This is a genomic window from Fructilactobacillus myrtifloralis (assembly GCF_024029335.1).
Taxonomy (GTDB): Bacteria; Bacillota; Bacilli; order Lactobacillales; family Lactobacillaceae; genus Fructilactobacillus; species Fructilactobacillus myrtifloralis.
Genome location: NZ_CP097116.1, coordinates 1,011,822 through 1,032,642 on the forward strand (window position 1 = coordinate 1,011,822; position 20,821 = coordinate 1,032,642).

At 48.3% G+C, this 20,821-nt stretch carries 13 protein-coding genes; 9 read left to right on the forward strand and 4 right to left on the reverse strand.

The genetic code is table 11. The features are described from left to right. The first annotated feature begins 2 nt into the window (after positions 1-2). From M3M35_RS05085 to M3M35_RS05115, 7 genes are all read left to right on the forward strand, one after another. Positions 3-1,157, forward strand: a complete 1,155-nt coding sequence (locus M3M35_RS05085; protein ID WP_252749586.1) for an N-acetyldiaminopimelate deacetylase — start codon at positions 3-5, stop codon at positions 1,155-1,157. Between the two features lie 5 nt (positions 1,158-1,162). After that, complete coding sequence (dapA, locus tag M3M35_RS05090; protein ID WP_252749587.1) at positions 1,163-2,041, forward strand: 4-hydroxy-tetrahydrodipicolinate synthase; 879 nt, start codon at positions 1,163-1,165, stop codon at positions 2,039-2,041. Positions 2,042-2,044: 3 nt separating this feature from the next. Then, the gene (gene dapB, locus M3M35_RS05095) at positions 2,045-2,827 is read left to right on the forward strand and encodes a 4-hydroxy-tetrahydrodipicolinate reductase (RefSeq protein ID WP_252749588.1); all 783 of its coding nucleotides are present in this window, start codon (positions 2,045-2,047) and stop codon (positions 2,825-2,827) included. Between the two features lie 18 nt (positions 2,828-2,845). Further along, positions 2,846-3,928: an aspartate-semialdehyde dehydrogenase gene (locus tag M3M35_RS05100; RefSeq protein WP_252749589.1), complete on the forward strand. Its 1,083-nt coding sequence runs from the start codon at positions 2,846-2,848 to the stop codon at positions 3,926-3,928. 382 nt (positions 3,929-4,310) lie between these two features. Beyond that, complete coding sequence (locus tag M3M35_RS05105) at positions 4,311-4,955, forward strand: amino acid ABC transporter permease (protein WP_252749590.1); 645 nt, start codon at positions 4,311-4,313, stop codon at positions 4,953-4,955. 12 nt (positions 4,956-4,967) lie between these two features. Beyond that, a complete protein-coding gene (locus M3M35_RS05110) occupies positions 4,968-5,606 on the forward strand; it encodes an amino acid ABC transporter ATP-binding protein (protein ID WP_252749591.1) in 639 nt (212 codons plus the stop codon). A 14-nt stretch (positions 5,607-5,620) separates the two neighbouring features. Next, positions 5,621-6,448: an amino acid ABC transporter substrate-binding protein gene (locus M3M35_RS05115; protein ID WP_252749592.1), complete on the forward strand. Its 828-nt coding sequence runs from the start codon at positions 5,621-5,623 to the stop codon at positions 6,446-6,448. A gap of 45 nt (positions 6,449-6,493) precedes the next feature. Here M3M35_RS05115 and M3M35_RS05120 read toward each other — a convergent pair whose 3' ends face one another. Both M3M35_RS05120 and M3M35_RS05125 read right to left on the reverse strand, forming a co-directional pair. Continuing rightward, positions 6,494-7,870, reverse strand: a complete 1,377-nt coding sequence (locus tag M3M35_RS05120; RefSeq protein WP_252749593.1) for an amino acid permease — start codon at positions 7,868-7,870, stop codon at positions 6,494-6,496. Between the two features lie 280 nt (positions 7,871-8,150). Continuing rightward, complete coding sequence (locus M3M35_RS05125; protein WP_252749594.1) at positions 8,151-11,660, reverse strand: mucin-binding protein; 3,510 nt, start codon at positions 11,658-11,660, stop codon at positions 8,151-8,153. A 511-nt stretch (positions 11,661-12,171) separates the two neighbouring features. Between M3M35_RS05125 and M3M35_RS05130 the strand changes: the two genes are divergently transcribed. Next, the gene (locus tag M3M35_RS05130; RefSeq protein ID WP_252749595.1) at positions 12,172-15,735 is read left to right on the forward strand and encodes a mucin-binding protein; all 3,564 of its coding nucleotides are present in this window, start codon (positions 12,172-12,174) and stop codon (positions 15,733-15,735) included. Between the two features lie 126 nt (positions 15,736-15,861). Here the strand turns inward: M3M35_RS05130 and gndA are convergent, their stop codons facing one another. Both gndA and zwf read right to left on the reverse strand, forming a co-directional pair. Then, complete coding sequence (gndA, locus tag M3M35_RS05135) at positions 15,862-17,292, reverse strand: NADP-dependent phosphogluconate dehydrogenase (protein ID WP_252749596.1); 1,431 nt, start codon at positions 17,290-17,292, stop codon at positions 15,862-15,864. Positions 17,293-17,400: 108 nt separating this feature from the next. Further along, on the reverse strand, positions 17,401-18,891 hold the full coding sequence (gene zwf / locus M3M35_RS05140; RefSeq protein ID WP_252749597.1) for a glucose-6-phosphate dehydrogenase: 1,491 nt from the start codon (positions 18,889-18,891) through the stop codon (positions 17,401-17,403). A 235-nt stretch (positions 18,892-19,126) separates the two neighbouring features. Between zwf and M3M35_RS05145 the strand changes: the two genes are divergently transcribed. Next, entirely contained in the window at positions 19,127-20,821 is a 1,695-nt protein-coding gene (locus M3M35_RS05145; RefSeq protein WP_252749598.1) for a glycoside hydrolase family 13 protein, read from the forward strand.

A 20,821-nucleotide genomic window follows, 5' to 3' on the forward strand; every position in this document is an offset into this window, starting at 1 on the left:
CCATGACACTTGACTTACACAACCTCTACCGCGAATTACACCAGATTCCAGAATTAGCGCTTCAAGAGTTTCAAACGCACGACCTCTTAATGAAGCAAATCACGGCGTTAACCGCTGATTGCGATTTCGTTGAGGTTCAGGTCCCAGAACAGTTACCAACGGCGATTTTAGTGTTACTGCACGGCACGAATCCGACCCGCACGATTGGATACCGAACGGACATTGATGCGTTACCAGTGACGGAAGCCACGGGATTACCGTTTGCTTCGCAGCATGAGGGGCGGATGCACGCCTGTGGTCACGATTTGCACATGACCGTGGCAATGGGAGTGCTGGCTCACTTCGTTGCGAACCAGCCAACGGATAACCTGTTATTCTTCTTTCAACCCGCCGAAGAGAGTCAAAACGGGGGCAAGCTGGCCTACGAGGATGGCATCTTTACCGGTCAGTGGCGCCCTGATGAGTTCTATGGTCTCCACGATAACCCGCAACTTCCCGCCGGGGCGATTGGCTGCCGGATGGGAACTCTGTTTGCGGGGACTACGGAAGTGGACGTTCACTTTACGGGGACCCAGGGGCACGCGGCCTACCCGCAGTTCGCAAATGACATGGTGGTTGCAGCGAGCCAGTTCATTGGACAGGTTCAGACGATTGTGTCACGAAGCGTGGATCCCATCGAAGGGGGCGTGATTACCTTCGGGCAGTTTAACGCCGGGACGATTCGGAACGTGATTGCCGGAGAAGCAGAGCTTCACGGGACGATCCGGGGGTTAACCCAGAAAATGATTGAACACATTGATGATCGCTTGCGGGCGGTTGCCAATGGCATTGCCACGAGCTATGACTGCCAGGTAGATCTCAAGTTAAACCAGGGGGGCTACCTGCCGGTGGAAAATAATCCTCGCCTTACCGCGGACTTCATTAAATACATGCAGAGCGCGCCGGATGTTCAATACATTGAAACGGAACCAGCCATGACGGGCGAAGACTTCGGCTATTTACTGTCTAAGTTTCCCGGAACCATGTTTTGGCTGGGAGTGGGCGATCCCAACCACCAGTTGCATTCGAGTGAATTAGTGCCGAGTGAGGCCGCCATTGAACCCGGGATCAGTGCAATCACCGGGTGGTTACAACAACGCATGACAGAAAAGGAGTAAGCAAAATGACTGATTTTACACAAACTGACATTATTACCGCATTAATCACCCCGTTCACCGCGGAACAAGAGATTAACTATCCAGCGTTAGAAACGTTGACGGAGCGGCTATTACAAGAAGGGGGCAACGGGTTTCTAATCGGGGGCACGACTGGGGAAACTCCAACGCTTACCCACGATGAAAAGCTGAGTTTGTATACGAACTTCGCCCAGTTTGTAAACGGCCGGGTTCCGGTCATCGCCGGAACTGGGAGTAATAACACCCAGGCCACCATCGATTTTACCGAAGAAGTGAGCCACATTCCGGGCATCGATGCGGCCTTAGTGGTCGTTCCTTACTATAATAAGCCCAACCAAGTGGGGATGAAGGCCCACTTCCGGGCCGTAGCACGCGCCACGAATTTCCCGATTATTATCTACAACATTCCCGGCCGGACGGGCGTTAACATGGACGTAGACACGGTCGTCGAACTCAGTCAGGAACCAAACATCATTGGAATTAAACAGTGTGGTTCAATGGAAGATTTTGAAGCAATTGTGGAACAAACTCCTGACGACTTCCTGGTCTACACGGGTGAAGATCCGCAGAGTTTGTTTGCAAAGAGTGTGGGTGGCAACGGGGTTGTGTCCGTTGCTTCGCACCTCTACCTGCCCGCTATGCGGCAAATGTATGATTTGCTGGATCAAGACTTAGCTCAGGCGGGTCAATTACAACGGGAATTAACGCCGAAGATGCAGGGCTTATTCCTCTATCCCTCACCATCGGCCGTAAAGTTTATGTTGACTAGAAATGGCTTAGACGTTGGGGGTTGTCGGTTACCGATCACTGATTTGACTGCCGTCGAACAAAGCTATGTTTTAGAAGCCCTCGGAGAAAAGGAGTAACCCATGACAACGACCGTTTTAGTAGCTGGTTTTCAAGGATCGATGGGGCAAAAGGCCACCGCGATGATTGAGCGCGATCCCGAATTAGCATTAGGCGCTGTTTATAGCCCCCATGCGACCACGACCGACCCGGCTGCATATGACTTACCAGCCACCACACAGGTATTTACTGATTTAGCTGAAATTAAGACCACCGCCACGGTGTGGGTCGACTTTTCGACGCCCGCGGGCGCCTTTGCCAACGCTCAGTTTGCGTTAGAACACGAGATGACTCCCATCATTGGAACCAGTGGGCTCAGCGACGAACAGGTTGCTCAACTAACAAAACTGGCGGATGAACAGCACCAGGCCGGGTTGTTAGTGCCGAACTTTGGACTCTCGGCAGTCTTGTTGATGCAGTTTGCCAAGCAGGCGGCGCAGTACTTCCCGGATGCGGAAATCATCGAAATGCACCACGCCGATAAAAAGGATTCCCCGTCGGGAACGGCCATTAATACGGCGAAAATGATTGCTGCTGGGCGGACGCAAGCGCCAGAAACGGTGGCCAACCCCGTTGAAACGCTACCGGGAGCACGTGGAGCTAACTATGAAGCAGTTCCCATTCACGCGGTTCGGTTACCCGGGTACGTTGCCCACGAACAGGTCTTGTTTGGTGGCCCCGGTGAAGCCTTGACGATTCGCCAGGATTCCTTTGACCGGGAATCATTTATGCACGGGTTAAACATTGCGATTAAACAGGTTGGCCGGTTATCGGGGTTCGCCGTTGGATTAGAAAACGTGTTGTAAGGAAAGGATTTTTTCATCATGAAGCAGTATAATGTAGCAATTTTAGGGGCCACGGGGGCTGTGGGCACGCGCCTAATTCAGCAATTAGAGCAGTCCACGATTCCAGTGAATCAGGTTAAGTTATTGGCTTCGCCCCGGTCAGCTGGAACCGTCTTACAATTTAAGGGCCAGGATGTCACGGTCGAAGCCACGACGCCTGAGTCCTTTGATGACGTTGACATCGTCTTGGCCTCCGCTGGGGGAGCTGCTTCCAAGCAATTCCTCCCGGAAGCCGTGAAACGCGGTGCCGTAGCCGTTGATAATACCAGTGCTTTTCGGATGGATCCAGAAGTCCCACTGGTGGTTCCAGAAGTAAATGAGGAAGCACTCCAACAACACAAGGGAATCATTGCGAACCCGAACTGTTCAACGATCCAAATGGTGGTGGCGTTGAAACCCATCATGGATGCGGTGGGGTTGAAACAAATTATTGTGTCGACCTATCAAGCCGGTTCTGGAGCGGGGCAAATGGCCATTAAGGAGCTGGATGATGAAGCCCAACAACACCTCAATGGGGAACCAATGACGGCTAACATCTTCCCGGTCAAGAGCGAAGCACACCATTATCCATTAGCCTTTAACCTGCTGCCCCAAATCGATGTGTTTGAAGATGATGGTTCCACGCACGAAGAGTGGAAGATGGTGCACGAAACGAAGAAGATCATGGCTGGCGATATGAACGACCCAAAGATTAAGGTCAACGCTACCTGTGTGCGGGTTCCAGTCGTGATTGGACACGGAGAATCGGTCTACTTTGAAGTTGAAGATAACTCCAACTTGGATGCACACAAGGTGCAAGCCTTACTGCAGGCGGGCGCAGGCGTGGTACTGGAAGACGATCCAGCACAACAGCTCTATCCGCAACCAATTAACGCGGCCGGGCACACCGAAACGTACGTCGGCCGGGTGCGGGCTGATCCCGAAAATCCAGGTGCTTACAACCTGTGGGTGGTAGCCGATAACCTGCTCAAGGGAGCGGCTGCGAACACCGTTGAAATTGCCGAAAAACTGGTGGAACATGATTTGGTTCAGGTTCCAGCTGATTACTACGGGAAAGAATAACGACAGTTTCTTTCCCCGAAAATAGCAACAAATGGTTGACACGAACAATCAACAGGGTTTAAGATACTCGATAAAGATATGCACGAAAGAGTAACCTAACTTTCAATTTACAGAGAATCGCGCTGGAGTTGAGAAGCGATAATTGGAACTAGGTGAACCACACTCGTGTTCGTCAGGAACTTTCTAGAAAATTCTCGGGTTGCTCCGTTACGAGCTGTGCCTCACCGTGGTGAGGTGCCTGAGTGGCTAGTAGTAATGCTAACCAAAATAGAGGTGGGAACACGAGTCGGAATCGTCCTCAAGTTATCAATGTTGATAACTTGGGGACTTTTTTTATGGCCAGCCGACTGGTGGTAGAACCCAATCATCAAAGGAGGAAATCATGAATTACATTAACCAAGTTTTACCCAGTTTACTAGCTGGGTTAAAAATGACGCTGGGCGTGTTCGCTTTGACGTTAATTGGGTCATTACCACTCGGGGTGGTGGTTGCGATCTTACAGAAATCACCACTAAAGGTGCTCCGGTGGCTGATCGATGGCTACATCACTGTGATGCGTGGAACGCCCCTGTTATTACAAATCGTGTTTGTTTACTACGGGTTGAGTTTGGCCAATCTGGTGACGCTCCCCCGGTTTGAAGCGGCGGTTTTCACCTTCATCTTGAACTATGCGGCCTACTTCGCCGAAATCTTTCGAGGAGGCATGCAAGCCGTTCCAGCCGGGCAGTACGCCGGAGCCAAGGTACTCGGGTTCAGCCGCCTCCAAACAATGTGGTACATTACGTTGCCCCAGGTAGTAAAGACGGTGATGCCGTCGGTTGGAAACGAAGTGATTAACCTGGTAAAGGATACCTCCTTGGTATACGTAATTGGACTGGGTGATTTAATGCGGGCCGGAAACATCGCCGTTTCACGGGATGTAACGCTCGTTCCCTACCTGCTCGTTGGTGCGATGTACCTAGGCCTAACCATCATTTTGACAATTGCAATGCGCTACATCGAAAAACGGCTGAACTATTATCGGTAGGAGGGAAAGCACATGTTAACGATTAAAAACCTTAAGAAATCGTACGGCGATCAGGTTGTCTTTCAAAATCTCAACATTACCGTTCCAGACGGGGGCATCCTGACCGTGGTCGGACCTTCTGGAATTGGGAAAACCACCTTTTTAAATATTTTAGCCGGGTTAATCGCGGCCGATGCCGGGACCATTACCTTAAACGGGAAGCAACTGGAACTAAGTCCCAACCGGAAGGGCACGGACGTTGGGGTCATCTTTCAGGACTTCAACCTGTTTCCCCAGTACACGGTCGCTGAGAACGTAACTCTAGCCCCCAAGGTGGTTAAGAAGGAAAAGAAGGCGCAGTACCAGGACCAGTGCCAAGCGTTACTGGACGAGTTGGACTTAACCAGTAAGCAGGACTCCTATCCGTTCCAACTTTCAGGTGGTCAGAAGCAGCGGGTTGCGATTGCCCGGGCTCTCGCCATGAAACCGGGAGTGTTGGCTTACGATGAACCGACTTCCGGACTTGATGAAGCCTCGACGAAGCGGGTGACGGAAGTGATCCAGAAGTTACAACAACGCGGGGTGACCCAGATCGTGGTGACCCACGATTTGCCCTTTGCCCACAGCTTGAACGGCCAGGTTTTGGACTTCGGAACGGACGTTGACCGTTAGAAAGGAAGGCTGAGATGAAGGCAAAACAAAAACTCATCATTGGTAATATCCTAGTACTGGTGATTCTAGGGGTGATCCTCGGGGGTGCCTACTACCGATTTAACCACCGCACGGATAGCTGGCAGAGCTTGCAACACGAAAAAACCCTAAAAATTGGAATTGATGATACCTTTGTCCCGATGGGCTTTCGGGATAAAAATAACCACCTGGTGGGCTATGACGTTGAAATGGCCAAGGCCGCTTGTAAAAAACTCGGTTTGAAGCCCGACTTTCAGGTGATTGACTGGTCCATGAAGGAAACGGAGTTAAACACTCACCACATTGATGCAATCTGGAACGGATACACAGTGACGCCCCAACGAAAGGAACACGTGGCCTTTACCAAGGGGTACCACCGGACCGGGCAGGTGTTGCTGACCCGCGCGGATTCGGGAGTTAACCAACCCGCTGATATGCGTGGTAAGCAGCTCGGCGTGCAGTCGGGCTCCTCCGGGTACACGCTATTTCAATCGCACCCGCAGGATTTAAAACGCTTCTTAACGAAGGCCCCGATTCAGTATGATACCTTTGATAAGGCCATCAATGATGTGCAGGTTGGCCGACTCGGAGCCGTTTTAATCGATGAAGACTACGCGCGCTATTACCTAGCGCACAGTCACCAGAAGGTGCCGTTAAAGATTGTTTCCACCAACTTCCCGCCGGATGAGATGGCGGTCGGGGTGCGAAAGGAAGATAAGACGCTCCGTCACAAGTTGAACTGGGCGATTGCAGAATTGCACCTGGATGGAACTGAACAACGGTTGGCAAAGAAGTACTTTGGGACGCCGCAACCGCAACGTTAAGCTAAAAAAACCACCAATTACCTGTAATTGGTGGTTTTTTATTTGCTATGCTTGGTGTTTTTGTTGGTGATTGCGGTGCAACTTAACCGCGTACAGCGTTCCAATCCAGATTAGGGAGCCAATCAAGGCAAGTAACGAACTAATCCGGAAGAGCAGCACAATGGCGACAAAGACCAAGAAGATTAACACGATGTAACTAGAAAATGGGTACCACGGCATTTTGAAGGTAAGTTGATCTTCCTTACCAGCGGCATCGACTTCGCGCCGGTATTTCATCTGGGCCAGAATAATTAAGGACCACATGAAGAGGAAGAGCGTGGTAGAAATACTAGCGATAAAGACGAAGACGCCCTTTGGAATGAAGACGTTTAAGAGGGTCGCCGCCGCAACGACTAACGTGGAGAAGGTAATCGCATTTTGCGGAATTCGCCGGTTCGAAAGGGTTCCCAGTTTCTTTGCTAGTTTCCCGTTACTCCCGTTGGTCAAGCTGAACATCATCCGACCAGTCGTGTAAATAGACGAGTTACAAGCGGAGGTAGCGGCCGTTAGAACCACAAAGTTCACGATTCCGGCAGCTCCGTTCACCCCAATGTTTTTGAACACTTCCACGAACGGACTTTGGTTTGGAGAAATCGTTTGCCAAGGAATCACACACATGATGGCAGCGAGGGCTCCAATGTAGAATAAGATAATCCGGAACGGCACGGCATCGATTGCCTTTGGAATCACGTGGACGGGATCCTTGGTTTCTCCAGCGGTCATTCCGACCATTTCGACCCCGGTCAGAGAGAAGACAACCATTTGAAAGGAGAGGGCAAATCCCTGCCAACCATGGCCGAAGAACTTGTGTGAATACAGGTTCGTGATGGAAGCGTGCCCAGCAGGGGTTTTGTAGTTAATGAGGACGAGCACGATTCCCACGATAATGATGGCAACGATGGCAATCACTTTGATGAGGGCAAACCAAAATTCGGTTTCTCCGTACGCAGCCACGTTAATCGTGTTAAGCGCGTAGATAATCCCGAGGATGACTAGGCCCGTAAACCACGAGGGAATCCCGGGGAACCAAAAATTAATGTAGATTCCCGCGGCGGTAACCTCTGCGATGGCGCCAATGATCCAACACATCCAGTAGGTCCATCCGGCCACAAAGCCCGTGGTGGTGCCGAGAAAGTGGGCGATGGGTTCAATGAAGGAATTCGCTTCTAGGTTCGAGAGGAGTAAGGTTCCGAGGGCCCGCATGATGAAGAAACAGATAACTCCAGTAATTGCGTAGGCCAAGAGGATGGACGGTCCGGTTAAACTAATGGATTCTCCGGATCCTAAAAAGAGTCCCGTCCCAATCGTCCCCCCAAGGGCAATCAGTTGAATGTGGCGGTTTTTCAGGCCCCGATTCAACTTACAATCGTTTTGTTCTGGCATAGTGATGCTCCTTTGATTAGTAGTAAAATTTTGCACAGGTTTGCAGTATACGACTAATTTTACCATTTACAAAGGGTTCGTGTGAGGTATTGTGACATAAAACGTAAAATTAACTGGATTAGGTTGGCCGTTGTAAACGTAGGTCTGCGATTAGTTGGCTTTAAAGCAATGCCAGTCAAAAGCGCAAAGCGTCTGGCAATAAGGGTGGATAAATGGATGCAACGAAAAAAGACCCTCGTAATTACTTACGAAGGTCTTTTTGTATAAGGTTACGGGTTAATTACTGGCGTTTCTTCAACTTGCCTAACCTGAAGAGGCCGGCTAGCGTTGTCAGCAACATTCCAAGTAAACCGAGGAAGTGGTTCTGGGTTTGACCCGTTTGCGGTAACTGCGTTTGCGGTTTCTCTGCTTGGGGTTTAGCGGCTTCCGTTGGTTGTGAAGCAACTTTGGCGTAAACTGCGAAGGTCTTGCCAGCTTTCGTTTGGAATTCTTTGAACCGGTAACCTGGGATCGTTGGGGCTTGGGGATTCTTAGGGTCCGTTGGGTAAGCTGGTCCCACGGGGTTCCCTTGTTCATCGATTGGTTGCACGGTAATCTGATCATCTTTAGCAGCCGGAGTGTCGTCCTTCGTGTAAACGGCGTAAGTCTTGCCGTCTTTCGTTTCAAAGTGATCAAACTTGTAACCTGGAATTTCCTGTGGTTGCGGCTGCTTAGGATCCGTTGGGTAGGCAGGTCCGACTGGGTTCCCGTCTTTATCGATTGGTTGCACAATCAAGGGATTCTGGGCGTAAGTGACCGTTTGGTTGCTGTTGTTCCCAGCCGTAGCCGTCACGGAAACTTGAGCTTGATCTGGCGTGTAGCCATCAATCCTTGGAGAAGCAATTGTAACATTGGTACCGTCGACGGGGATCCAAGCTCCGTAGGTTACTTGACCGGTTACCGTATCAACCGTAACTGTCCGGGTGAATTTCACTGTCTTGGTAGCATCTGGAGCCGCTTGACTGCCATCTGCATACTTGTAATGAACGGTAATGGTACTTTCCGTTTGCAGTTGATCAGCTGCCGTTCCGTCCGGCCACTTCGGTCCGTCCGGGTTGTTTGGATCAATCGGTTGGCCTGGTTTTCCCGGGTTATCCGGCGTTCCGGTAACCGAACCGTGCGTGACGTGAATTTCATAGGTTTGTTCTGCATCAGGACCGAAGGTCGTTGGCACGTTGTTACTTCCAATCACATAACCTTTGTTTTTCAAAGCCTGCAGGTCAACTGGGTTTGTTAATTGACCCCCATTTTTACCTGTAAGCGGGTGAGTTTCAATGGTTTGACCGGTTGTATCATCGATCACCTTCACGGTCGCCTTGACATCGTTAGCTTGGTAAGTAACCGTTTGGTCACTGTTGTTCCCAGCCGTAGCCGTCACAGAAATCTGACCTTGATCCGGCGTGTAGCCAGAGATTGCTGGAGAATCAACGGTCACGTTAGCACTCTCAACCGGAGTCCAGGCACCATAGGTCACTTGGCCAGTAACCGCATCTACCGTGGCTGTCCGGGTGAAGTGTACCGTCCGGGTCGCATCTGGAGCCGCTTGCCGACCATCTGCGTACTTGTAATGAACGGTAATGGTACTTTCCGTCTTTAAGTCTTCGGCAGTGGTCTTTTCGGGCCATTTTGGGCCGTCCGGATTATTTGGATCAATTGGTTGACCCGGTTTTCCAGGATTATCTGGATTAATGGTAAGAATGTTGTGTTCTAACTCTACCGTATAGGTTTGGTTAGCATCTTCACCGAACGTTGCAGGAACATTGTTACTTTTTAGTTTGTAACCCTGTTTTTCTAAAGCAGCGATTTTTTCAGTAACTCCCGTAATTGGGTCCCCAATTGTGCCAGTTAGGTTAGTTGAGTCAATGATGGTATTCCCATTTGAGGCATCAACATAGTTAATGGTTGCTGACGCTTGTTGCACGTAGTGATACGTCAGTTTTTGATTATCATTGGTATAGAATCCAGGTACTTGGGGATTTTTACTTGGAACTAACTTATAAGTAATTCCATCAACAACAATCGTTTCTGCTGGGATCGAGCTATCGATGGTTAATTGATCCCCGGCATTAGTGGGGTTATCGCTATCAATACCGTTATAACCAGGAACTTGCGTCGGGACGTTGGGACCAGTGATAGGAGCTCCACCCTTGCTATCATTAACATATTCAATTTGAACGGGTTGCGCCAATTGACGCCAAACAAAGACATTGTCAGTAATTGGGCCTTGAATGTTTGCAACATCTTTTGCAGTTGGATAGTTAGTTCCTTGGGGATTAGCATCTGTCCCATTTCCAACGGAACGCCACCCTTGACCAGTAGCAATGTTATTGTCACCAGTAGCAGGATTAACGGTCCCAGGAATTTTTTGTCCCTTAGTTGGATTAGAGTTGAAGTTATCAGTTCCGTTAGGAATTGCAGCATCAGGAACGTTTAATAGGGGATGATCTTTGTTTAAAGTAAGCTTCCACAATGATTTAGTCCCTAATAACATGTAAGTGTTACTGATTGATTGACCGGTGTTCCAGTTACTTAAATCAAGGGTTTGCAAACTAGAACAAGCCCAAAAAGTACTATTAAAAGTTAGTCCAGCTCGTAAGTCTTTCCAAGTTTCCAGTCCCTTGATTTCTACCAGGGAGGAGTCTCCAGCAAATAAAGCGTTGTAACCAGAATCTCCAAGATTCCGATCTAGTACTACGTTAGGATTAGGTTTTAATTGGCTTAAATCAATTGTTTTTAGGCTATTTAAACCTTCAAACAGGCGACCAACTCGATCTAATCCAGAAATATCAAGATTAGATAAGTTTTCAAAGCTTTCTAGGTTACTGGTTTTATTGTTATAAACTTCAGGACCGGTAAAACCATTGATAGCGGTTATTTTACCTGGAACATTTGAAAAAATATCTGCACCACGATTAACAATTGTTACCTTAGCTGCAAAAACAATCTTCTTGGGGTTGTATTTAACAATTGGTGAGTCACTATTGTCAAAACTATTATTGTCACTGGCCCAGTTTGAAGAAATGGTTCCATCTCCATCAAAGGTTAACGTTCCATCATCGGTGTACGTCCAGTGTGCGGTGTTTCCCCATGGCCATGTTCCTTGAGCAACAACTGTAGCAGCAGTTGTTGGAGCGGCTGCTAGGTTAGTAGTTAATTTGTTTAAGTTTGGTTGTGAAACTGGTTGGACTGTTTCTGTTTGTTGGGTAACATCCGGTTGGGATGATGGTTGCGTGGAAGTTGGTTCGGTTTCCGGTGTAGCCTTTACTTCAGAAGTGGCCGGGGAGGAAACCGCTGCTGATTCCGGATTAGTCTCATTTACAGCAGTTGAAGTTGCAACGCTCTCAGTTGTGACAGCACTAGTTGCTTGTGAACCTGGAGTTGCGGTAGCAGCTTCAGAGGTGGTCGTTGTCTGACTAGCTTGACTCGTTGACGTAGTGGCTTCAGAAGCGTTCGTAGCCGTTGTGGAAGCCGGTTGAGCAACAACTGTGGTATCAGTACTATTTTTCGCATCTGTTGAACTAGTTTGTTCACTTGCCGGATTTGTAGTAGTAACAGCTTCGCTCGTGGGTGCTACTTGCGTAGTTTCTGTTTGTCCTGCTTGAGCGGTGGTTGTTGTGGCTACAGTGTCAGCATGAACTTTGTTTCCGTTCGGGCTAAGCATGATCCCAGTTCCGAAGGCAATGGTTGAAATTGATGCAAACAGCCAGATTTTTCCAGCTTTGTACATCTTGTAATGAAGTTTGTTTTCCATATGTATAGATCCTCCATAAAAGGTAATTGTGAAAAAATAACATAAATAATGCATATATTTTTGTATAATTTAATTATACTTGAAAACAATCAAATAGTTAACATTAAAACGAACTTTTTAAATAAATTTTAATTTATAATTCACGATTTATTGTGAAATTACGCAAAATTATTGTTATCAATTCTGTTGTGTATGGCAATGAGCACAGATCATTCATAATTGTTAACGCTTTAATAATTTGCTTTCCTGTATAAGGTGTTTTTTTAACCAAGAAAGCGTTACTAATCTGGATCAAGTGTCACTATATTCACAATGTGATTAAAGATTGTGCATTAATGTGCTATATATGAAGAAAACGAATGTTAAAAAATGAAATTTGATTAAGTAATTAAATCGCAATCTAATTTCAATAAACCGTTAACATTGATCTGAAATAATTAAGTTTGGAACTTTTTTAAAGCTCCATTGGTAACCTAATTTTTTGTCCGAACTGCTAAGAAAGGAATTTTTTATGGAACCTAAACTCCATTACAAAATGTATAAAGCCGGAAAATTCTGGCTCTTTGCTACTTTAACTACCATTACACTCGGCACGGGTTTATTACTTGGAACACAATCCCAGGTTAAAGCTGCCACAAATGTGCAGACAGACCAGGCCACTGCTACACCACAACCAGAGTCGGAGTCACAAACTGTTCCAGCTCCAGTAGCGCAGTCAACTGCTACGGCTCAAAGCGAAGTGGTAACTGAAATTAGTGGTTCACAATCTAGTTCAAGCCAGGCTCCAGCGGTGGTTACTCCAGAAACTACTGTAACTAGTCAAGGGACGAGTACCAGTCCGGCAACATCAGCAGCAACTGCCACGTCCACGTCTGCAAGCGCGCTGCAAGTAACCTCTGCAAGCGCGACGCAAGTAAGTGCCACTAGTGAATCAGGAACGGCGACTTCTGTAACCGCAGACTCCACTGCGACTGTCCAGCCGGTAACTACGCCCACGGTTGAACTTGCGGCAACCACCCCAGCACCAGCAGCAATTCAAACGGGAACTTGGGGAACCGCGCAATATACCTATGATGATAGCTCTAAAACCCTGACACTTCTGGGCGGTGGCGAACTTCCTGCCGGGACTTATTCAACTGGAAACACCGGGACCTCTAGTTGTCCCTTTCCAGACGTTCGCCACATCGTTTTTAACGGCCCCGTATCGCTGGCAGCAACGTCTCCCTTTGTGTTTGCCGGCTTAAGTCAACTAGAAGACATTACTAACATTCATTATTTGGATACTTCCAAAGTAACTAATATTGTCGGAATGTTTAAAGATTGTACAGCATTAAAAAAGCTGGATCTTAGTGGCTGGAACGTTGCTAAGGTAACTTCGTTTGGAGCAATGTTTCGGAACTGTACGAGTCTAACTGATGTGAACTTTACCGGTTGGGATACTAGCGGTGCGCAGTATTTTAATGCTATGTTTTTCGATGCCACCAGTCTGACGCACCTGGATTTATCCATGTTTAACACGCGTAACGCCAACTTCACCGGTGGGGGACTTGCCAACATGTTCCGAGGAACGACCTCACTGTGGAATCTTAAATTAGGGGCGGATACGTTGCTTTATCAAGATGCGGGCTTAGCAAATCCAACCACGGGAAATGCGATTCCAAACAGCAATAAAACCGTTGCTGGACCAAGTTGGCAACTATTGGGGAATGGTTCTGATTTAAATCCATTGGGTAAATGGGTTGCAGCGCAGGTACTCCTTGATGGGCAGGCGCATCCCAACCAATACGTGTGGGCCCAAACGACTAACACTAAAATTATTTACGTTGATAACGATAATCAGGATCAATCGGTAGGAACTGGTCTTGAGTTAGGCTATCAAGCTCCCGGAATTGAGATTACCCAGCCAGTGCACCAAAACATCCCCAAGGGCTATCATTTGAGTGATCCAACGGCTACATATCAAAATGGCGTTGCAGGCACGGTCGACAAAGACGGTCTTCAAACCATTTACGTTGGGCTAAAACATAATTTAAAAGAACTTACGCCGGATAGCCCCGGTGTTCCGGGCCAACCGATTGATCCCAGCAATCCCGATGGAACTAAGTGGCCCGATGGCTCGACCGGAGAGCATTTAAACACAGAAAACTCCGTCACCATTCATTATCAATATCCAGACGGTCGCTCAGCTGCGCCTGATGCTGTTAAGCAGGTTCAATTCACACGAAATGCAACCGTTGATGAAGTAACTGGGAAAATCACTTATGGCGCATGGACTCCGGTCGGTAGTGCAACCATCACCATTGACTCTCCCACAATCAATGGTTATACGCCCGATCAAAATCAGGTAACTACCACCGTTACTGCTGGTCAGGATAGTAATGCCACGGTAACTTATCAGGCTAATGATGTGCAGGCGACCATCAAATTAATTGATGATACTACTGGGACAACGATTGCTACCCAAACCGTTACTGGGAAAACTGATGCACAATTAAACAATCCCATTGACCTCCAAGCTTTGAAGAACAAGGGTTATATCATCGGTAGTAATAATGTCCCCGGTACTTTTGGACCAAACGCTGACCAGACTTATGAGATTCACGTGACCCAAGGGACGAGTCAAATTACGCCGGATAAGCCTGGAATCCCAGGGCAACCGATTGATCCGAATAATCCCGAGGGACCGAAATGGCCGGCAGGAACGAGTGTTGAGCAACTACAGACAGAAAACTCCGTTACCGTTCATTATCGGTACGCAGATGGTCGGCAAGCAGCCCCGGGTGCAATTAAAAAAGTCCGGTTTACACGGATGGCGACAGTTAACCACGTTACCGGTGTCGTAACTTACGGCGAATGGACGCCCGTTGGCAGTGCAATGGTTACAATTACTTCTCCAAGGATTGATGGTTACACCCCGGACCACAGTCAGATTACGACTACCGTAACTGCCGGACAAGATAGTAAGCAAACTGTGGTCTACAATGCGAATGACGTTCAGGCAACCATTAAGGTGATTGATGACACGACCGGGCAAACCATTGACACGCAGACAGTCAACGGTAAAATTGGGAATTCATTAACGAACCCAGTTGACCTGCAAGCTTTGAAAAACAAAGGCTATGTGATTGGAAGTAACAACGTGCCAACGATCTTTGGTTCCGATGCGGAACAAACCTATGAAATTCACGTCACCCACGGTTCAGTTACCGGAACCCCAGATAACCCGGGAAACCCAGGCCAACCAATCGATCCGAACAATCCGGACGGACCAAAATGGCCGGAGGGGACGGCAGCTGAACAACTACAAACGGAAAGTACGATTACCGTTCATTACAAGTACGCAGATGGTAGCCAAGCTGCACCAGATGCAACCCGGACGGTGAAATTCACGCGGACAGTTACGGTTGACATGGTAACCGGTCAAGTGACCTACGGAGCTTGGACGCCGATCGACAGCACCGAGGTTACAATTACTTCTCCAAGGATTGATGGCTACACGCCGGATCAAGAGCAAGTTTCCGTGACAGCCACGGCTGGGAACAACAGCAACCAAACGGTCACTTACGCCCAGAACCCCTTGATTGTGCAACCAATTGATAAAGACGGGAATCCAGTCGGACCAGCCTACCCAACGGATCCTAAGCAGCCGCAACCACAGGAAATCCCAGGCTACCAGTTTGATCACTTTGAAACGAAAGCTGGGAAGACTTACGCCGTTTACACGAAGGACGATACTCCGGCCGCCAAAGATGATCAGATGACGGTCCAACCAATTGATGAACAAGGAAACCCCGTGGGACCAGCTTACCCAACCGGTGCTGAACACCCACAAGTCCCAACGATCCCAAGTTACCGGTTCAAAGAATTCCAAACGAAAGCTGGAAAAACCTTCGCGGTTTACGCCCAGAATACCTCACAAGCACCAGAAGCCGCTAAACCCCAAGCCGGGAAACCGCAAACGCAGTTACCGCAAACGGGGCAAACTCAGCACCGCTTCCTTGGTTTAATGGGAATGCTGCTGACAACGCTAGCCGGACTCTTTGGCTTCGGGAAGTTGAAGCAACGCAAGGAATAAACCACAGGCGATTAGCAAAATAAAAAGGAGTTCCGCTGTCAGCGGGACTCCTTTTGTACGTGTAAGAATGTGAGCATAAAAAAAGAACCGATGAAAATCGGTTCTTTTTCAGCTTGTCGCTGATGTTTATTGTTCTTTGTACCATGGGTAGTGGAAGCTTCCTGGACGGTCAACCCGTTCGTAAGTGTGAGCACCGAAGTAGTCACGTTGAGCTTGTAACAGGTTAGCAGGAAGGATTTCAGCCCGGTAAGAATCGAAGTAGGAAACAGCGCCGGCCAATGATGGAACTGGAATTCCGTATTCAGTTGCGAATGCCAGAATTCGACGAGCTGCATCTTGGTACTTGTTGGCGATGTCACCAAAGAATGGATCCATTAATAAGTTGTTCAAGTCAGGGGTCTTTTCAAAGGCTTTCGTAATTTCGTCTAAGAATTGAGCCCGGATGATACAACCTTCACGCCAAATTTGGGCTAATTCGCCGTACTTTAAGTTCCAGTTGTGACTGTTAGAAGCCATCCGCATTTGTTCAAATCCTTGCGCATAACTCATGATCTTACCGAAGTAGAGGGCTTGACGCATGTCTTCAACGATGTCACTACCGTTGTAAGATGGTTTGTTAGCTGGTCCGTGTAATACTTTGGCAGCGGCCATCCGTTCGTCTTTCAACATCGAAACGAACCGAGCGTAAACTGATTCAGTAATAACGGATTGTGGAGCACCTTCATCCAAGGCATCTTCTGAAGACCACTTACCAGTTCCTTTGTTAGCACCCCGGTCTAGAATCATGTCAACGATTGGCTTGCTCTTGTCAGCGCCTAAGTCATCTTTACGAGTTAAAATGTCAGCCGTAATTTCGATTAGGTAACTGTTCAATTCACCCTTGTTCCAGTCGGCGAAAATCTTAGCAAGGTCATCAACGGAGTAGCCAGCGGCGTTCCGTAAGATATTAAATGATTCGTCAATTAACTCTTCGTCACCGTATTCAATCCCGTTGTGGACCATCTTAACGTAGTGACCAGCACCATCAGGGCCGATGTAAGCAACACATGGCTTGCCATCTTTAGCCTTTGCAGCAATCTTTTCCAAGATTGGAGCAACCCGGTCGTAAGCTTCTTTTTGGCCACCAGGCATCAATGAAGGACCTTCAAGGGCACCTAGTTCACCACCAGAAACTCCCATTCCGATGAAGTTAATTCCGGATTTAGCTAATTCCTTGTTCCGGGCAATCGTGTCGTGGAAGTTCGTGTTACCACCATCGATCAACGTGTCACCTTTATCAAGGAGTGGGAGAATTTCGTTAATTACGGCGTCGGTTGGGGCACCAGCCTTCACCATTAATAAAATCGTCCGTGGAGCTTCAATGGAGTTCACGAAGTCCTTGATGTCGTATGAAGGAATCAAGTTCTTGTCACCGTGATCTGCCATTACTTTTTCTGTTTTCGCAGCAGAACGGTTGTAGATGGCAACCGTGTAACCGCGGCTTTCGATGTTAAGGGCAAGGTTCTTACCCATAACGGCCATTCCAACAACTCCGATGTTTGCTTTCTTGTCAGCCATAATATACCTTCCTTTTTGGATATCAGTTTTGTAAAATCCTACAATCATAGTTTATCATTAGAAATTACATTTGTGAAATGGTTTTCATTATATTTTGAAACCGCTTTATTAGTGAACGTTGTGAGGCCAATACCACTGGTTATCGTCGCGAGCGAGGAGGTCATCAGCGGCCTTTGGTCCCATTGATCCCGACTCATAGTTTGGAAAGTCACCGGGTTCTTGATCCCAGAGTTTTTGCACGGGATCCACAAACTTCCAAGCAGCAGCCACTTCCGGCCAACTAGCGAAGTACGTTCCGTCGCCAGTTAAAATATCATGGAAGAGGCGTTCGTATGGAAGTGGGACTTGAGCAGCCCGGTCGGCACCTTGCAGGTAATTAAGGTCAATGGTTTCCGTGTGGAGCCCCTGTTCAGAATCCTTGGTGTTAACACTCAGCGTTACGCCGATTTTAGGATCGATGTAGAAGGACAACACGTTGCCTTGTAACTCTGCTGGCTGCTTAGTTCCTTTGGCAAAGATGTCAACCAGCGGCTTTTTAAACTCGATGTCAATCCGGCCTTGCTTGTCAGCTAACTTCTTTCCGGAACGAATGTAGAACGGTGTGTCGCCCCAGCGGTGGTTGTTGAAAACAATCTTACCAGCTGCGTAAGTGTCGTTGTTAGAGTCACTGGGAACCCCTGGTTCTTCACGATAGGGAACGGAGTCTGGACCAGCGCCATATTGACCGCGGACAAAGTTTTGCTTAACACCTTCGGCATCGTAGATTTCCATGCTTTCTAAGGCCTTGACCTTTTCCCGCCGAATTTCCGTGTCCACAAAGGAGTTTGGTTGATCCATCGCTAGATAACTAACGATTTGGAGGGTATGGTTTTGAATCATGTCCCGCAGGGCACCAGCTGTGTCATAATAGCCGGCCCGATCTTCCACACCAAGCTTTTCGGCAAGGGTTACTTGCACGTCCTTAATGTATTCGTGATTCCAAACGGCTTCTAACATGGGATTCCCAAACCGGAGAACGGGAATGGCTTGGGTCGTTTCCTTCCCGAGGTAGTGGTCAATCCGGTAAATTTGATTTTCGTTAAAGGCACTGGTGAGGGCATCATTCAGTTCTTTGGCGGAGGCGTAGTCCCGACCAAATGGTTTTTCAATGACTAAGCGGTTGAAGCCTCCGTTAGTTGAGAGAACCCCTTGGTCATGTAAGCTCTGGGCAACGATTCCGAAGAACCGGGGAGCCATTGATACGTAGAAAACCCGGTTTCCTTCAGTAGCGTATTTTGCCTCTAATTGGTCAGCTAAATCGCTTAATTCGGAATAGTGATCGTTGTTAGTTACGTCATGAGATTTCCAGTAAAAGTGACTGGCAAATGCTTGTGCTTGTTCCGGTTGGTCAGCTTCACTTGAAACTGAGTCGATAATCTTAGCACGAAATTCATCATCGGTTAGTTCTTTTCGGGAGAGACCTATCAAAGCGAAGTGGTCGTTACTTAAACTGCCCTTTTTGTAAAGGTTAAAAATGGCAGGGTACAACTTCCGCAATGCTAGGTCACCAGTCCCACCGAACAGCATGAATAATGCTCGAGTTGGTGTTCCAGTTGCCATAACATTCACTCCTTCAAAAATTGGTTAGATACATAACCAAGAATAAACCATATTTACCTAGAATGAAAGGGGTTTGTTTCCCCGCCCGCCCTAAATGAAACCGCTATCTTAAAGGGTAAAATTACCCGGTAAATGCACCTGGGAGAGAACCTTAGTGAAGGAAGAATGCTAGGGGACCGGATTTGTTACAATATTAGCTAACTAATATGGAAGAAAGCTTCAGAAAGGATTACTTATGCAAACACAACACCCGGCCTGGTGGCAGGACGAAGTGATTTATGAAATTTATCCGCGTTCCTTTAATGATAGTAATGGAGATGGAGTCGGGGATTTACCGGGAATCACAGCTAAGTTAGATTATCTGCAACATCTCGGGGTAACTTTACTCTGGATTGCGCCGTTCTATCGGTCGCCAATGGTTGATATGGGCTATGACATTGCCGATTATCAAGCCGTTGATCCCCTGTTCGGGACGCTTGCTGATCTGCATGAGCTCATTCGGGCGGCGCGCAAGCGAGGGTTAAAGGTGATGCTCGACTTGGTGGCGAACCATACTTCGGATCAGCACCCGTGGTTTCAAGCGGCCCTTGCTGATCCAACGAGCCCCTATCGGAAATACTACATTTTTAAAACGACCACCACGGGGCAACCACCCAACAACTGGCGGGGGATTTTTGGTGGTTCGACCTGGACGCCCGTCCCCAATGAACCGGGAACGTATTATTTCCATACCTTCACGGCTGAACAGCCCGATTTGAATTGGGAAAATCCCGCACTTCGGAGCGAGATGTATCGGATCATTAACTGGTGGCTAGCGCAGGGCATCGCCGGCTTTCGGTTAGATGCGATTACCCACTTAAAGAAGGATCAGGATTGGGCGAGTTTACCGGCTGATGGACCGGATGGGCTGGTTAGTGTAACCAACAAGGGATTAAATCGGCCGGGGTTAGGCACATTCTTACGGGAAATGCGGGATGCGACGTTTGCGCGAGTTGACGCTGTGACGATTGGGGAGGCTGCGGGAGTCGGGGACGACCAACTCGGTGAGTTTGTTGGTCCCAACGGGTATTTCTCGCTGATTTTTGACTTTAGTTATCTCAATCTGGACGTGGCGGATGCCAACCAGTGGGAGGAACCCCGACCGTGGTCTGTGAAACAACTAGCAACAACCATCTTTGCAAGCCAGACGGCGATGCAACAAGCTGGGGGGAAATTTGCCAACGTGTTAGAGAACCACGATCAAAATCGAGCCCTGTCTAAGTTTGTGCCTAACCCTGCGGAACGAACGCCAATGGCCGCCAAGGCGTTGGCCACACTCTACTTCTTTTTGGCGGGCGTTCCCGTCATCTACCAGGGGCAAGAACTAGGGATGCAAAATTTTCAGCGGACTAAGATTGCTGACTTTAATGACGTTTCTTCATTAAATAACTATTATCGGTTACTGGCAGCAGGTAACAGTCCCGCAACCGCCCTGGCAATTGTTAACTGGCGCTCCCGGGATAATGCACGGGTTCCCATGCAGTGGGATGAAACCGCGACGGGTGGGTTTACCACGGGAACCCCGTGGTTACAGATGGGAATCGTCCGACGGGGAATTAGCGTGCAGACTGAGGCGGCGGATCCGACTTCGGTTTTAAATTACTACCGCAGGTTAATTCGGGTATGGCGCTCTCCCACCCAGCGGAAAGTTTTACGAACGGGTGCATTGCTTCCAGTGGCAACGGGCAGCGATTCGGTTATTGCATACCGGCGCCGTCAAGCCGACCAATGTCTCCTAGTATTGGTAAATTTAAGTCAACAGGTTGTAACCTCACAGTCGTCCTACCGCGGCCGGGTGGTTTTGGATAATTACACCGTTGCACCACCGACAACAACGCAAACAATTACCAAATTACAACCCTACCAGGCTCTGGTTTTATGGGAACTGTAA

Excerpts from the sequence above, each read along its gene's own strand:
- M3M35_RS05110 (WP_252749591.1), top strand. The coding sequence starts at position 4,968 with ATGTTAACGATTAAAAACCTTAAGAAATCGTACGGCGATCAGGTTGTC.
- dapB (WP_252749588.1), top strand. The coding sequence starts at position 2,045 with ATGACAACGACCGTTTTAGTAGCTGGTTTTCAAGGATCGATGGGGCAA.
- M3M35_RS05105 (WP_252749590.1), top strand. The coding sequence starts at position 4,311 with ATGAATTACATTAACCAAGTTTTACCCAGTTTACTAGCTGGGTTAAAA.
- M3M35_RS05115 (WP_252749592.1), top strand. The coding sequence starts at position 5,621 with ATGAAGGCAAAACAAAAACTCATCATTGGTAATATCCTAGTACTGGTG.
- M3M35_RS05100 (WP_252749589.1), top strand. The coding sequence starts at position 2,846 with ATGAAGCAGTATAATGTAGCAATTTTAGGGGCCACGGGGGCTGTGGGC.
- M3M35_RS05120 (WP_252749593.1), bottom strand. The coding sequence starts at position 7,870 with ATGCCAGAACAAAACGATTGTAAGTTGAATCGGGGCCTGAAAAACCGC.
- zwf (WP_252749597.1), bottom strand. The coding sequence starts at position 18,891 with ATGGCAACTGGAACACCAACTCGAGCATTATTCATGCTGTTCGGTGGG.
- M3M35_RS05125 (WP_252749594.1), bottom strand. The coding sequence starts at position 11,660 with ATGGAAAACAAACTTCATTACAAGATGTACAAAGCTGGAAAAATCTGG.
- gndA (WP_252749596.1), bottom strand. The coding sequence starts at position 17,292 with ATGGCTGACAAGAAAGCAAACATCGGAGTTGTTGGAATGGCCGTTATG.
- dapA (WP_252749587.1), top strand. The coding sequence starts at position 1,163 with ATGACTGATTTTACACAAACTGACATTATTACCGCATTAATCACCCCG.
- M3M35_RS05130 (WP_252749595.1), top strand. The coding sequence starts at position 12,172 with ATGGAACCTAAACTCCATTACAAAATGTATAAAGCCGGAAAATTCTGG.
- M3M35_RS05145 (WP_252749598.1), top strand. The coding sequence starts at position 19,127 with ATGCAAACACAACACCCGGCCTGGTGGCAGGACGAAGTGATTTATGAA.
- M3M35_RS05085 (WP_252749586.1), top strand. The coding sequence starts at position 3 with ATGACACTTGACTTACACAACCTCTACCGCGAATTACACCAGATTCCA.